Genomic DNA, 13,043 nt, shown 5'->3' on the forward strand with positions numbered 1-13,043 from the left:
CGTCTCGTCGTGCCGCAGCGCGCCCGGGACACCGGAAAGCAAACTTTTCAAACAGGCTCTAACGAAAAAAGCCACGGCGATGCGCGGGGATTTTTTCGTCTCAAATGTCCGGGGATCGCTTCGGGCGGCGGGAAACGACCTGCGCCAGGGCTCAGTCCTTCTTGAGGAAGCCCGAGAATTTCTTCTGGAATCGTGAGACCCGGCCGCCGCGGTCGAGGATCTGCTGGGAGCCGCCGGTCCAGGCCGGATGCGACTTCGAATCGATATCGAGGTTCAGCGTGTCGCCGTCCTTGCCCCAGGTGGAACGGGTCAGGTACTCGGTGCCGTCGGTCATCACGACCTTAATTGTATGATAATCCGGGTGAATTTCGGCTTTCATGACATATCCTAGCAAAGGCGGATGGTTTTGGGCGGATTTGGCCCGCTCTATATCGCACCAGGGTGTGACGGACAAGCGCGCCTCGCGGATTTGCCAGCGCGCGCAGGGGGGCCTATTACGTGCTTTAACAGCAACAGCGTGGTTCGACGATGAGCTCGGTAGACGTGCGTGAGAATACCTCGAAATCCCAGGTCATTGCGCTGCCGCTCGACGGCGCGTCGAAAGTCGACGGCCGTCTGAAGCCAGGCCCGGAGGCTGCCGAGCCCGCCATGACCGGCCCGGCTCCGCAGCCGTCCACCGCCCGCGGTGCGCGGTTGCGACCGCTGCTCGCGCTCATGCCTTATATCGCTCGCTACCGCGGACGGGCGCTGCTCGCGCTGGTCGCGCTGGTCGTCGCCGCATTGACGACGCTGGTGGTGCCGGTTGCGGTGCGCCGGATCATCGACTTCGGCTTCACCTCCGAAGGCGTCGCGATGATCAACAACTACTTCAGCATGATGATCGGCGTCGTCGCCGTTCTCGCCGGCGCCAGCGCGGCGCGTTATTTCCTGGTCACGACCACCGGCGAGCGCATCGTCGCCGATCTCCGGCGCGACGTGTTCGCCCATCTGATCTCGCTGTCGCCGGTGTTTTTCGACAGCGCCCGCAGCGGCGAACTGATCTCGCGGCTGACCGCCGATACGACCCAGATCAAGTCCGCGGTCGGATCGTCGGTTTCGATCGCGCTGCGCAATCTCGTGCTGTTCCTCGGCGCGGCCTCGATGATGGTCATCACCAGTCCGCGCCTGTCCGGCCTGGTGCTCGCGGCGATCCCGCTGATCGTGCTGCCGCTGGTCGCATTCGGACGCTGGGTGCGCCGCCTGTCGCGGAGCGCGCAGGACAATCTTGCGGATGCCACGGCCTACGCCTCCGAACTGGTCGGTGCGATCCGGACGGTGCAGGCCTACACCAACGAACGGCTTGCCGACGTGCGTTTCGGCGGCGAGGTCGAACAGGCCTATGTCGCGGCGCGCAACTCGGCGCGCGCCCGCGCCGTGCTCACCGCGATCATCATCTTCATCGTCTTCACCAGCGTGGTGCTGATCCTCTGGATCGGTTCTCGCGACGTTCTGAGCGGCGACATGACGCCGGGCCGGCTCGGCCAGTTCGTGCTGTATGCCGCGTTCGCCGCGACCGGCCTCGGCCAGTTGAGCGAAGTCTGGGGCGAGGTCGCCGCGGCATCGGGCGCGGCCGAGCGGCTGTTCGAACTGCTGCGTGTCAAGCCGGTGATCGCGGCCCCGCCGTCGCCGCGCGCGCTGCCGACGCCGTCGCGCGGCGACGTCACGCTGGACAATGTCAGCTTCGCCTATCCGTCGCGGCCGCAGATCAAGGCGCTCGACGGCGTCTCGCTGGCGGTGAAACCCGGCGAGAAAGTCGCCGTCGTCGGCCCGTCCGGCGCGGGGAAAAGCACGCTGTTTCACTTGTTGCTGCGGTTCTACGATCCGGCCTCGGGCACCATCTCCTTCGACGGCGTTCCGTTGCGTTCCGCCGATCCGCGCGAAATTCGCGCGCGCATCGCGCTGGTGCCGCAGGATTCGGTGGTGTTCGCAGCCTCCGCCCGCGAGAACATCCGCTTCGGCCGGCCCGATGCGTCCGACGCCGAGGTCGAGCGGGCCGCCGAACTCGCCCATGCAACCGAATTCATCCGCCGGCTGCCCGGCGGCTTCGAGGCGCTGCTCGGCGAGCGCGGCGTGACGCTGTCCGGCGGACAGCGTCAGCGGATCGCCATCGCCCGCGCGATCCTGCGCGACGCGCCGCTTTTGCTGCTCGATGAAGCGACGTCGTCGCTCGACGCCGAATCCGAGACGCTGGTGCAGACCGCGCTGGAAGAGCTGATGAAGCACCGCACCACGCTGGTGATCGCGCACCGCCTCGCGACCGTGCTCTCCTGCGACCGCATCATGGTCATGGATCAGGGACGGATCGTGGAGCAGGGCACGCACGCTTCGCTGGTCGCCGCCAACGGACTGTATGCGCGCCTGGCGCGGCTGCAGTTCGAGGGGGTGTAGACGGTCTCTTGTGTGCCCCGGATGCCGCGTAGCGCGTAGCGGTGCGCTGCTGATCCGGGGCCGCTACAAAAGCCACCGGTTGAGATGGTCCCGGCTCTGCGGAGCAGCGTCAAAACGCTGCACCGCGTGCGGGACACGGCTCCCACAGGTGAGAGTAAAAGTGGTCACGCCTTCCATACCATCTTCTTGACCGGCCGCCCCGACGTCGGATTGACGTCGTCGCCCGCATGCGCGAACCCGTTGCGCGCATAGAAGCGGATGGCGCGCGCATTGTCGGTGTTGACCAGGAGCGTGATTCCCGACGGCGACAGCCGCTTCGCCTCGTTCATCAGCGCGTTTGCGATAGCGCCGCCCCAATGCGCGGGGTCGACCACGAGCTGGTCGAGATAGCCTTCCCTGTCGATGGTGACGAAGCCGACAAGTTCGCCGGATCGCTCGGCGACGACGATCGCAGCGTTCGGCGCCAGTTCGTTGCGCCAGCGCTCGCGCCACCACGGCACGCGCGCGGCGAAGTCGATCGCGGGATAGGTCCGCTGCCACGTCGCCTGCCACAGTGAGATCGCGGCGTCCTCGTCGGCAGGCGCGTAGGGGCGAAGCTGAAACGAGGCCGTCATCCAAGCACTGCCGTCATGGCCGGAACAAGTCCGGCCATGACGAAAAACAAGGAATCGCATAATGGCATCACCGCTCCGTCAGCTTCAATTCGATGCGGCGGTTGCGTTTGTAGGCCTCTTCCGTCGTGCCGGCATCGAGCGGCTGGAATTCGCCGAAGCCGGCGGCGACCAGGCGCTGCGGCGGCACGCCGCGCGAGATCAGATACTGCACCACCGAGATCGCGCGCGCAGCCGACAAGTCCCAGTTCGACTTAAACACCAGGCTGTTGATCGGCCGCACGTCGGTATGACCATCGACCCGCAGCACCCAGGCGATCTCGCTCGGGATCTGCTTGTCGAGATCGGTCAACGCGCCGGCCACCTTGTCGAGTTCGGCCTTTCCTTCCGGCAGCAGCGTCGCCTGCCCGGTATCGAAGAAAATCTCCGACTGGAACACGAAGCGGTCGCCGACGACCCGGATATCCGGCCGGTTGCCGAGAATGCTGCGCAAGCGCCCGAAGAATTCCGAACGGTAGCGCGACAGTTCCTGCACCCGCTTGGCCAGCGCGACATTCAGGCGCTGTCCGAGATCGGCGATGCGGTTCTGCGACTCCTTGTCCTTTTTCTCGGAGGCGTCGAGCGCGTCCTCCAGCGCCGCCAGTTGCCGGTGTAGCGCGCTGATCTGCTGCGTCAGCACCTCGACCTGCGCCAGCGCGCGGGCCGAAATCTGTTTCTCGGAAGCCAGCGCCTTGTTCAGTTGGGTGTTGCGGCCGGCGGCGTCGTTGCCGGCGCCGGCGAGGCCGTCATAAAGACCCTTGATGCGGTCGCGCTCGGCTTCCGCCGAGGCGAGGCCCGCGCGCAACTGGCTGACCTCGTCGCCGAGACTGAGCTTTCCGAGCTTTTCCAGCGACAGCAGATCGGTCAACTGCGCGATCTTGGCATTGAGCTGGTCCAGCGCCTTGTCCTTGCCGGAGACTTCCTGCGACAGGAAGAACTGCACGACCAGAAACACCGACAGCAGGAAGACGATCGCGAGCACCAGCGTCGAGAGGGCGTCGACGAATCCCGGCCAGTAGTTGAAGCCGCTCTCGTTTCTGCGGGTGCGCGCAAGGGCCATCTTTCTTTGCTCTCAGGCTTCGGCCCCGGCCGCGGGCGACGCCGGGCGCGAGGCGGCCGCCGGAGGCAGGGAGACCGCTGCCGTGAGTTCTTCTCCCGTCTGCTGTGCGAGAAGCTCCAGCAGTTTCCTGATCTCGCGGTTCTGCTCGCCCTGTTCGTCGGCCCATTCGCGGATCATCTGCTGTTCGGTCCGCATGTGGCTGACGAGCCCCTGGATGGCTTCCGCGAGGCCGGCCATCGCGGCGGTTGTATCCTTGCCGGATCCCGTCTCCGCCACTGTGACGCGAAGCCGCTCGATCGCCGTCTTTATCTCGGCGGCCGGATCGGCGCGGGTCTCGCTGCTATACTCGCGAACGGTGGTGGCGAGCCAGTCCTCCAGGTCGGTATAGAAGCGGTTCTGCGCCTGGCTGGATTGCAGGTCGAGAAAGCCCAGGATCAGCGATCCGGCGAGGCCGAACAGCGACGACGAAAAGGAGATGCCCATGCCGCCGAGCGGCGCGGCGAGGCCTTCCTTCAGCGTGTCGAACAGCGATCCGGCGTCGCCGCCGACCTTCAGACCGTCGATTACCTTGCCGACCGAGCCGACGGTTTCGATCAGGCCCCAGAACGTGCCGAGCAGACCGAGGAACACCAGAAGGCCCGTCATGTAGCGGGAGATGTCGCGGGCCTCGTCGAGCCGGGTGGCGACGGAATCGAGCAGATGCCGCATGGTCTGCTGCGAGATCGACATGCGACCGGCGTGTTCGTCCCCGAGAATCGCGGCCATCGGCGCCAGCAGCCGGGGCTTCCGGGCGGGCCCCGCCCGGCCCGGGCTGGCGATGCGGAAACTGTTGACCCATGCGATCTCGGGATAAAGCCGGATCACCTGCCGGAATGCGAAAATGATTCCGATCGCCAGCACCGCGGCGATCAGCGCGTTGAGGCCGGGATTGGCGAAGAAAGCCAGGACGATCTGCTTGTAGAGCACCACCGTCACCAGGGCGCACAACACGACGAACACCAGCATGCGCACCAGGAATATCCGGGGCGGCGACAGCTTGGTCAGTTCGATCTCCGGTGCGGAGCGGGGGGTCGTGCCTTGCGCCATGAGCGAGCTTGTTCATCCGTGAGGAGAGAGGCCGAGAGTCGCGACGGGCCGCATTATGCCACGGTGTCGCAGGCAAAAAATAGCTGATCCACCGGTTTTGCGGCCCGCGCGCGAAGCGGGTATCTTTTTGTCCGTCGGTAGGCGAGGACGATGCGCGCGGCTTCGCGCCCGGCATGCTCCGGCCGCGCGTTGCCGTACGCGGCGCAACGTCGCATGTTGCGGCCCCGCATCTGCTTACTTTTTTCCTTCGATCGGCATGGAACCCGGCTCACGACCGTGTGAATCTGAAAAACACAAGTGCCGTCAACCCCATGACCTTTGTGTGACATTGCGCCGCCGCGACCGGTTATTGCATCGCAGGTGGTGCCGTCTAAGCTGAGCCGATCAGACATCGCACGGATTCGCGCATGATTCCGCAAAGCGTCGCGCTTCGTGGAATGCGGTCCTCAGCGCTCCGCACACCTACCGCATCACGGGGTCTCCAGGTTTCAATGCCAAGTATGAATAGACGACTGACGTCCGTCGCTGTTTTGATCGCCGGATTGTCGCCGCTCCTTGGCGGCTGCAACGAGCCGACCGCGGCGGAAGCTTCGACCGGCGCGGTCACTCCCGAAGTCAGCGTCGTCACGGTGGTTCCGAAACCCCACGCGATGGTGCGCGAGTTGCCGGGCCGGATCGCGCCGCTGCGCGTTGCCGAGGTGCGTCCGCGTGTTTCCGGCATTATCACCAAGCGCCTGTTCACGCAGGGCGGCGAGGTCAAGGCCGGCGATCCGCTGTATCAGATCGATCCCAAACCGTTCGCGGTCGAAGTACAGGCAGCGGAGGCGGCGCTGGCGAAGGCCGATGCCGTATTCGAGCAGGCGTCCCACCATGCGAGGCGCATCGCGCAACTGACCGCCCGGCACGCCACGTCCGAGGCCGAAAACGAGAAAGCGATCGCCAGCATGCGTCAGGCGGAGGCTGATGTCGCCGGCCGCAAGGCCGACCTCGCCCGGGCGCGGCTGCATCTCGATTACACGACGATTCGCGCTCCCATCGACGGCGTCGTCGGCGCCGCCCAGGTGACCGAGGGCGCGCTGGTCGTCCAGAACGAGACGGCCAGCCTCACGACGGTGCAGCAACTCGACACGATCTACGCCGACTTCACCCAATCGGTGAGCGAACTCAACAGTCTGCGCCGCGCGTTCGAGACCGGCGACCTGGAGCGCATCGCGCCGGACGCGGCCAAAGTCCGCCTCGTGCTCGACGATGGATCGCTCTACCCGCTGCCCGGAAAATTCCTGTTTTCCGAAGCCAAGGTCGATGCCTCGACCGGGCAGGTGACGCTGCGCGGCGAATTCCCGAATCCGAAGCGCGAGCTTTTGCCGGGCATGTACGTCCGCGTGCTGCTGGAGCAGGGCGTCGATCGCGATGCGATCGCCGTTCCGCAGCAGGCGGTGCAGCGCGACTCCGGCGGCGGCAGCGAGGTCTTTGTCGTCCGGGACGACGGCCGCGTGATCGCGCGCCCGATCCGGACCGCTTTCGTCCAGGACGGCCTGTCGATGGTGAGCCAGGGGCTCAAGGCCGGCGACCGCGTCGTGGTCGAGGGCTTCCAGAAATTCACAGCCGGCGACAAGGTTCGCGCCGTGATGTGGGCGGAAGCCGATGCGTCGCGGGAGACCGGCGCGCTGCCGGGCGAGACCGCATCCGCCCGGCGGTAGCCGACCATGCCGGCTTTCTTCATCGACCGGCCGGTCTTTGCATGGGTGATCGCGCTGTTCATTTGCCTGATCGGCGCGATCTCGATTCCCCTTCTGGCGGTGGCGCAGTATCCGATCATCGCGCCGCCCTCGATCTCGATCTCGACCGCCTATCCCGGCGCGTCGCCACAGAACCTCTACAACAGCGTCACGCGCCTGATCGAGGAGCAGCTCAACGGCGCCTCCGGCATCCTCAGTTTCGAATCGACCAGCGACTCCCTGGGGCAGGTCGAGATCACCGCGTATTTCGTTCCCGGCACCCAACTCGACATGGCGTCGGTGGACGTGCAGAACCGGATCAAGCGCATCGAGGCGCGGCTGCCGGCCGTCGTGCTGAAGGAAGGCATCCTGGTCGAGGAAGCCTCCAGCGACACGTTGCAGATCATCACGCTGCGCTCGACCGACAACAGCCTCGACGAGGTCGGCCTCGGCGATTTCATGATGCGCAACGTCATCGGCGAGATCCGCCGCCTTCCCGGCGTCGGCCGCGCCACGCTGTTTTCCACTGAACGTTCGCTGCGCATCTGGATCGATCCCGAGAAGCTGGTCGGCTACGACCTGACATCGGACGACGTCACCAAGGCGATTGCGGCGCAGAACGCGCAAGTGGCCTCGGGCAGCATCGGCGCGCCGCCGAGCCGGGCCGGGCAGCAAACCGCGGCGCTGGTCCTGGTGAGGGGGCAGCTCACCACGCCGGAGGAATTCGGCTCCATCGTACTGCGCGCCAACCGCGACGGCTCCACGGTGCGGCTGCGCGACGTGGCGCGGATCGAGGTCGGCGGCATGGATTACCGCTTCACCACCCGTCTCAACGGCAAGCCGACCGCAGGCCTGTCGGTGATGCTCGCGCCGGGCTCCAACGCGCTTGCCACCGCAAGCGCGGTCAGAGCCAAGATGAAGGAATTGTCGAAGTTCTTTCCGGCGACCATCGCCTACGACATTCCTTACGACATCACGCCGGTGGTGGAGGCCTCGATCGAAAAGGTCGTCCATACCCTGATCGAGGCGGTGGTGCTGGTGTTCCTCGTGATGTTCCTGTTTTTGCAGAACATCCGCTACACCCTCATTCCGACCATCGTGGTGCCGGTGGCGCTGCTCGGCACCTGTTCGGTGCTGCTGGCCGCGGGCTATTCCATCAACATGCTGACGATGTTCGGCATGGTGCTTGCGATCGGCATTCTGGTCGACGACGCCATCGTCGTGGTCGAGAACGTCGAACGCATCATGGCGGAAGAGGGCCTGCCGCCGAAGGAGGCCGCGCGCAAGGCGATGTCGCAGATCACGAGCGCCATCGTCGGCATCACGCTGGTGCTGATGGCGGTGTTCGTGCCGATGGCGTTCTTTCCGGGCTCGGTCGGCATCATCTACCGGCAGTTCTCCATCACCGTGGTCGCGGCGATCGGCTTCTCCGCCCTGATGGCGTTGTCGCTGACGCCGGCGCTCTGCGCCACGCTGCTGAAACCGGTCGAGGCCGGGCACGGCCACGCGCGCAAGGGCGTGTTCGGCTGGTTCAATCGCACCCTCGACGGCGTGCGCGGCCGCTATGTCTCGACTGTCGGCTGGTCGCTGAAGCGGACTGGACGGCTGATGCTGATCTACGCGGTCCTGGTGGGTGTTCTCGCCTTCGCATTCGTCCGCCTGCCTGCCGGCTTCGTGCCGGTGGACGACCAGGGGTTCATCACGACGGACGTGCAGACGCCGTCGGATTCGTCGCACGGCCGGACCGAAGCGGCGGTCGAGGCGGTCGAGACATATCTGGCCAAGCGGCCCGGGATTGAGGACGTCACCTTCCTCACCGGCTTCGCCTATTCGGGACAGGGCATGAACACGGCGCAGGCGTTCATCACCCTGAAGGACTGGTCGGAACGGCCGGAGAAGGATTCCGCCGCCAATATCGTGGCCGACATCAATCGCGATCTGTCATCGCTGCGCGACGCCAAGATCACCGCGCTGCAGCCGCCGCCGATCGACAACCTCGGCAATTCCTCGGGCTTCAGCTTCCGCCTGCAGGATCGCGGCCAGAAGGGCTATGCGGCGCTGATGCAGGCGACCAAACAGTTGGTCGCGGAGGCCAATGCCAGCCCGGTTCTGCAGAACGTCTATGTCGAAGGCCTGCCGCCGGCGCCGCTGGTCAATCTCGTGATCGACCGTGAGAAGGCCAGCGCGCTCGGGGTCACGTTCGAGGCCATCAACGACACCATGTCGACCAATCTCGGATCCACCTACGTCAACGACTTCCCCAACCGCGGACGGATGCAGCGCGTGATCGTGCAGGCGGACCGCGACGGCCGCACCACGGCTGACGATATCCTCAACTACAATGTCAAGAACAGCAGCGGACGGCTGGTGCCGTTCTCGTCGTTCGCCTCGATCGAATGGTCGAAGGGACCGACGCAGATCGTCGGCTTCAACTACTATCCGGCCATGCGCATCACCGGAGAGGCGCGGCCGGGCTACACGTCAGGCGACGCCATCGCCGAGGTCGAGCGGCTCGCGAGCCGGCTGCCGCGCGGTTTCGGCTACGAGTGGACCGGCCAGTCGTTGCAGGAAAAACTGTCGGGCTCGCTGGCGCCGTTCCTGCTCGCGCTCTCGGCGCTGGTGGTGTTCCTCTGTCTTGCCGCGCTCTACGAGAGCTGGATCATTCCGCTGGCCGTGCTGCTGACGGTGCCACTCGGCATCTGCGGCGCGGTCATCGCGGCCAGCGCGCGGGGCCTGGCCAACGACGTCTATTTCACCGTCGGGATCGTCACCATCATCGGCCTGGCCGCGAAGGACGCCATTCTCATCATCGAGTTCGCCAAGGATTTGCGCGCGCAGGGCAAGCCGCTGATCGAATCGACGGTCGAGGCCTGCGCGCTGCGCTTCCGTCCCATCCTGATGACCGGCCTCGCCTTCGTCTGCGGCGTGCTGCCGATGGTGGTCGCGCAGGGAGCGGGCGGCGCGAGCCAGCAGGCGCTCGGCACCAGCGTGATGGGCGGCATGATTGCGGTGGTGGTGCTGGCGCTGCTGATGGTGCCGGTGTTCTTCGTCGCCGTGATGCGCGTGCTCGCACGCGACAAAAGCGGATTGGAGCCGGCGGGCGAGCCTGAAATCCACGGGCCGCCGGCGCCGCTGCGCCCGGCGGAGTAACGCGGAGCGATCCGGGTGAGCGGGCTACCCTCGAACGATCGTCCGTAACCCCTTGACGTCATTGCGAGGCGCACCGCGCCGAAGCAATCCAGAAGCCACAAGAAAGAGCTGGATTGCTTCGCTTCGCTCGCAATGACGCATATTTTTATTATCACAACGGCCTGATGATCCTCACCAGTTCGCCGTGGACGAACTCGTTGCCGCAGATCACGTCGCCGGTCACAAGCGGATCGTCATCGCCCTGGATGCCGCTGACGATGCCGCCGGCCTCGCGCACGATGATCTGTCCGCCCGCGATGTCCCACGGTTGCAGGTTGCGTTCCCAGTAGCCGTCGAGACGTCCGGCCGCGACATAAACCAGATCGAGCGAGGCCGCGCCGAAGCGGCGCAGGCCCGCCACCTTGGGCTGAAGGGCCGCCATTTCCCGCCGCGATAGTTCGTGGTCGCCGCGTCCGATGTGCGGCAGGCCGCAGGCGATGACGCAATCGTTCATCTGGCGCCGCCCGGCCACGCGCAGCCGCTGGTCGTTGAGAAATGCGCCCTTGCCGCGCTCGGCGGTATAGAGTTCGTCGGTCGCCGGATTGTAGACCAGCCCCGCGATCAGCACGCCGTCGCGCTGCAGGCCGATCGAGATGCCGAAATGCGGAATGCCGTGCAGGAAATTGGTGGTGCCGTCGAGCGGATCGACGATCCAGGTGTGGCTCTTGTCCGTGCCCTCGCGGTTGCCGCCTTCCTCGCCGAAAAAGCCGTAGCCGGGCCGCGCCTTGCTGAGATCCTCGTAAATGATTTCCTCGGCGCGCTTGTCGGCGAGGCTGACGAAATTCGCCGGTCCCTTCAGCGACACCTGAAGATTTTCGATCTCGCCGAGATCCCGTTTCAGGCTGCGGCCCGCGCGGCGCGCGGCCTTGACCATGACGTTCATGAGGGCGGATTGCAGCATGATTTCGGCTCGGAATGAAGGGTGCGGATTGGGTGCCCTGCGCCAACGCCCCCGTCAAGGCATCATTTGATTCCGAGCCATTTGCGGGCGGCGTCCTGGGCCTTGGCGCGCTCTTCAGGCGTCGCCTGCGCCAGCGCCTCGTCGAGCTGCAAATCGCCCTTGCCGGCGGTTTTCGCAACGATATGCCATTTCAGGCCTTCGACCTTGTCCACCGGCGCGCCCATGCCGAACACGAGGACGTGCGCGAGACGATTCTGCGCGATCGCGCTGTTCTGCCTGGCGGCCTTGCGCAGCAGCGATACCGCGGCCGCCTCGTTCTTCTCGGTGCCGGTGCCGTTGAACAGCGCGATCGCATACTCGACCTCGGCGTCGACGTTGCCGGCCAGCGAGGCCGCCTGCAGCAGGCGCACCGACTTGTAGAGATTTTTTTCGACGCCGGTGCCCTCCTTGTAGAACGTCGCCAGCGCATATTGCGCTTCCGGGTTGCCGGCATCGGCGGCGAAGCGCAGCAATTCGGCGGCGCGCTTGAAATCCTGCGGCAGCGTCTGTCCGTCCATGTAGAGCAGCGCAAGATTATAGGCAGCCTTGGGCTCCCCGAGCTTGGCCGACGAGGCCAGCAATTTCACGGCCGCCTCCTTGTCGGGTGGGCTGCCGCGCCCGCTGATCCGAAGCATGGCGAGTGCGAACATCGCTTCGCGGTCGCCGAGATCGGCTGCGCGCTGGTACCACTCGATCGCCTTGCCGTAGTCGCGCTTGATGCCCATCGAGTTGGCGTAGAGCACGCCAAGCATGGTCATGGCGGCAGGGTCCTTGTTGTCCTGCGCCCGCTTCATCGCGAGATCGAAAGCGGTCTTGTACAAGCCGCGCTGATAGGCGCCGTAGACCAGATCGACGTTCGGATTGTCGGGAGCCGGCGCGTCGGCCTTGGCGTCCGCCGCAGGCGCCGGCTTCGCGGGTTTCGCGGCCTCCTTCGGCGGCGGGGGCTTGATGGTCTTTGTCCTGACGCTCCTGCTCGCCTTGGGCGGCGCATCGGTCGGCGTCAACTGGAGCTGCGCCAGCGCGCTTCCTCCGAGCATGAGAACGCCCGCGACAACGGCGAGGGGACGGGCGGCAGGATGCAGGACAATCATCCGGCGTCACCTCCCTGTCCGGCTGCGTTCGCGGGCATCGCCCGGTCGCCTTGCGAACCGTGACCATGCCTGATCGCCTGCGCGACATCTATCAGTGCCGACTCCGCGCCGCGCGGATCGTTCCAGACGAGGTCGCCCGCAAGAATGAAATCCGCGCCGGACGCGGCGAAGGTCCGCGCCTCGTCCAGGCTTGCGGCGTAGCCGACGCAGGGCGGTTCGAACAGTTCGGCCCACCAGGCCAGCCGGTCCGCGATCGCATCCGAGGACGGCCGCTCGCCGGCTTTGTCCGGCTCGCCGAACAGCACGTAGTCGGCGCCGGCCTCGCCCGCGATCATCGAGTCATGGCGCGTCGACAGCCCGCCCGCGCCGGCGATGCGATCGGGTTTCAGCGTCGGCAGCGCCTCCTGCAATGCCGCGATGCCGGTGAGATGCGCGCCGTCGGCGCCGGAGCGTGCGACCAGATCGGCGTGACCCTCGAGCAGGAGCGCCGCGCCGCCGGCCTGGATCACGGGCGCCAGCGCCTTGATGCGCGAGATCAGCGCGCGCGGATCGGAAGGGGACAGACGCAGCAGGACGGCTGCGACGTCGGCGGCGGCGAGCAGCGCGGCAAGCCGTGCCGCTACTGGCGACGGGTCGACGACGACCGGCGTCGCGAGATAGATTCGCGGGAGCGGTCGGGACGGCGCGACTTTCGGCGACATCTGAAGCCTGAACCTTTTGAGCGTTTCAGATGATGAAGAAACGCATCGTCGAGCACTGCGAAACTCCCTCTCCCGCTTGCGGGCCGCGCCGCGAGCAACGCTGAGAGGGTTAGGGAGGGGGCAATGAAGAGGCCCCCACCCGACCGGCTTCGCTGCGCTTCGCCGGTCGGCCTCCCCCGCA

The 13,043-nt window shown here is 66.1% G+C and carries 11 protein-coding genes; 3 read left to right on the plus strand and 8 right to left on the minus strand.

The window, feature by feature from the left end; translation table 11 throughout:
• Nucleotides 1-151: 151 nt before the first annotated feature.
• A complete protein-coding gene (gene rpmE / locus ACMDCM_RS16180) occupies nucleotides 152-379 on the minus strand; it encodes a 50S ribosomal protein L31 (RefSeq protein ID WP_079448021.1) in 228 nt (75 codons plus the stop codon).
• Between the two features lie 269 nt (nucleotides 380-648).
• Between rpmE and ACMDCM_RS16185 the strand changes: the two genes are divergently transcribed.
• Nucleotides 649-2,427, plus strand: a complete 1,779-nt coding sequence (locus tag ACMDCM_RS16185) for an ABC transporter transmembrane domain-containing protein (protein ID WP_412774784.1) — start codon at nucleotides 649-651, stop codon at nucleotides 2,425-2,427.
• A 164-nt stretch (nucleotides 2,428-2,591) separates the two neighbouring features.
• Here ACMDCM_RS16185 and ACMDCM_RS16190 read toward each other — a convergent pair whose 3' ends face one another.
• The 4 genes from ACMDCM_RS16190 to ACMDCM_RS16205 all read right to left on the minus strand — a co-directional run bounded on the left by ACMDCM_RS16190 (nucleotide 2,592) and on the right by ACMDCM_RS16205 (nucleotide 5,615).
• Nucleotides 2,592-3,041, minus strand: coding sequence for a GNAT family N-acetyltransferase (locus ACMDCM_RS16190; protein WP_412774501.1), 450 nt, complete (start codon nucleotides 3,039-3,041; stop codon nucleotides 2,592-2,594).
• 67 nt (nucleotides 3,042-3,108) lie between these two features.
• Complete coding sequence (locus tag ACMDCM_RS16195) at nucleotides 3,109-4,137, minus strand: peptidoglycan -binding protein (protein WP_412774502.1); 1,029 nt, start codon at nucleotides 4,135-4,137, stop codon at nucleotides 3,109-3,111.
• 12 nt (nucleotides 4,138-4,149) lie between these two features.
• Entirely contained in the window at nucleotides 4,150-5,223 is a 1,074-nt protein-coding gene (locus ACMDCM_RS16200) for a flagellar motor protein MotA (protein WP_412774503.1), read from the minus strand.
• Between the two features lie 53 nt (nucleotides 5,224-5,276).
• Entirely contained in the window at nucleotides 5,277-5,615 is a 339-nt protein-coding gene (locus ACMDCM_RS16205) for a hypothetical protein (protein ID WP_412774504.1), read from the minus strand.
• Between the two features lie 99 nt (nucleotides 5,616-5,714).
• On the opposite strand from ACMDCM_RS16205, the gene ACMDCM_RS16210 reads away from it, so the two are divergent.
• On the plus strand, nucleotides 5,715-6,923 hold the full coding sequence (locus tag ACMDCM_RS16210) for an efflux RND transporter periplasmic adaptor subunit (RefSeq protein ID WP_412774505.1): 1,209 nt from the start codon (nucleotides 5,715-5,717) through the stop codon (nucleotides 6,921-6,923).
• 6 nt (nucleotides 6,924-6,929) lie between these two features.
• The gene (locus tag ACMDCM_RS16215; RefSeq protein ID WP_412774506.1) at nucleotides 6,930-10,091 is read left to right on the plus strand and encodes a multidrug efflux RND transporter permease subunit; all 3,162 of its coding nucleotides are present in this window, start codon (nucleotides 6,930-6,932) and stop codon (nucleotides 10,089-10,091) included.
• Nucleotides 10,092-10,242: 151 nt separating this feature from the next.
• Here the strand turns inward: ACMDCM_RS16215 and ACMDCM_RS16220 are convergent, their stop codons facing one another.
• From ACMDCM_RS16220 to ACMDCM_RS16230, 3 genes are all read right to left on the minus strand, one after another.
• Nucleotides 10,243-11,031 carry an inositol monophosphatase family protein gene (locus ACMDCM_RS16220; protein WP_292695702.1) on the minus strand — a complete coding sequence of 263 codons (789 nt, stop codon included), beginning with the start codon at nucleotides 11,029-11,031 and terminating at the stop codon, nucleotides 10,243-10,245.
• 62 nt (nucleotides 11,032-11,093) lie between these two features.
• The gene (locus tag ACMDCM_RS16225; protein ID WP_412774507.1) at nucleotides 11,094-12,161 is read right to left on the minus strand and encodes a tetratricopeptide repeat protein; all 1,068 of its coding nucleotides are present in this window, start codon (nucleotides 12,159-12,161) and stop codon (nucleotides 11,094-11,096) included.
• Nucleotides 12,158-12,862 carry a thiamine phosphate synthase gene (locus tag ACMDCM_RS16230; protein WP_412774508.1) on the minus strand — a complete coding sequence of 235 codons (705 nt, stop codon included), beginning with the start codon at nucleotides 12,860-12,862 and terminating at the stop codon, nucleotides 12,158-12,160. Before ACMDCM_RS16230 ends, ACMDCM_RS16225 begins: the two co-directional genes overlap by 4 nt.
• Nucleotides 12,863-13,043 lie beyond the last annotated feature (181 nt).

It is taken from the genome of Nitrobacter sp., assembly GCF_047149785.1.
In the GTDB taxonomy this organism is placed as follows: Bacteria; Pseudomonadota; Alphaproteobacteria; order Rhizobiales; family Xanthobacteraceae; genus Nitrobacter.

Coding starts and splice junctions, on each gene's coding strand:
- ACMDCM_RS16195 (WP_412774502.1), bottom strand. CDS start 4,137: ATGGCCCTTGCGCGCACCCGCAGAAACGAGAGCGGCTTCAACTACTGG.
- ACMDCM_RS16200 (WP_412774503.1), bottom strand. CDS start 5,223: ATGGCGCAAGGCACGACCCCCCGCTCCGCACCGGAGATCGAACTGACC.
- rpmE (WP_079448021.1), bottom strand. CDS start 379: ATGAAAGCCGAAATTCACCCGGATTATCATACAATTAAGGTCGTGATG.
- ACMDCM_RS16185 (WP_412774784.1), top strand. CDS start 649: ATGACCGGCCCGGCTCCGCAGCCGTCCACCGCCCGCGGTGCGCGGTTG.
- ACMDCM_RS16220 (WP_292695702.1), bottom strand. CDS start 11,031: ATGCTGCAATCCGCCCTCATGAACGTCATGGTCAAGGCCGCGCGCCGC.
- ACMDCM_RS16190 (WP_412774501.1), bottom strand. CDS start 3,041: ATGACGGCCTCGTTTCAGCTTCGCCCCTACGCGCCTGCCGACGAGGAC.
- ACMDCM_RS16215 (WP_412774506.1), top strand. CDS start 6,930: ATGCCGGCTTTCTTCATCGACCGGCCGGTCTTTGCATGGGTGATCGCG.
- ACMDCM_RS16205 (WP_412774504.1), bottom strand. CDS start 5,615: ATGTCTGATCGGCTCAGCTTAGACGGCACCACCTGCGATGCAATAACC.
- ACMDCM_RS16230 (WP_412774508.1), bottom strand. CDS start 12,862: ATGTCGCCGAAAGTCGCGCCGTCCCGACCGCTCCCGCGAATCTATCTC.
- ACMDCM_RS16210 (WP_412774505.1), top strand. CDS start 5,715: ATGCCAAGTATGAATAGACGACTGACGTCCGTCGCTGTTTTGATCGCC.
- ACMDCM_RS16225 (WP_412774507.1), bottom strand. CDS start 12,161: ATGATTGTCCTGCATCCTGCCGCCCGTCCCCTCGCCGTTGTCGCGGGC.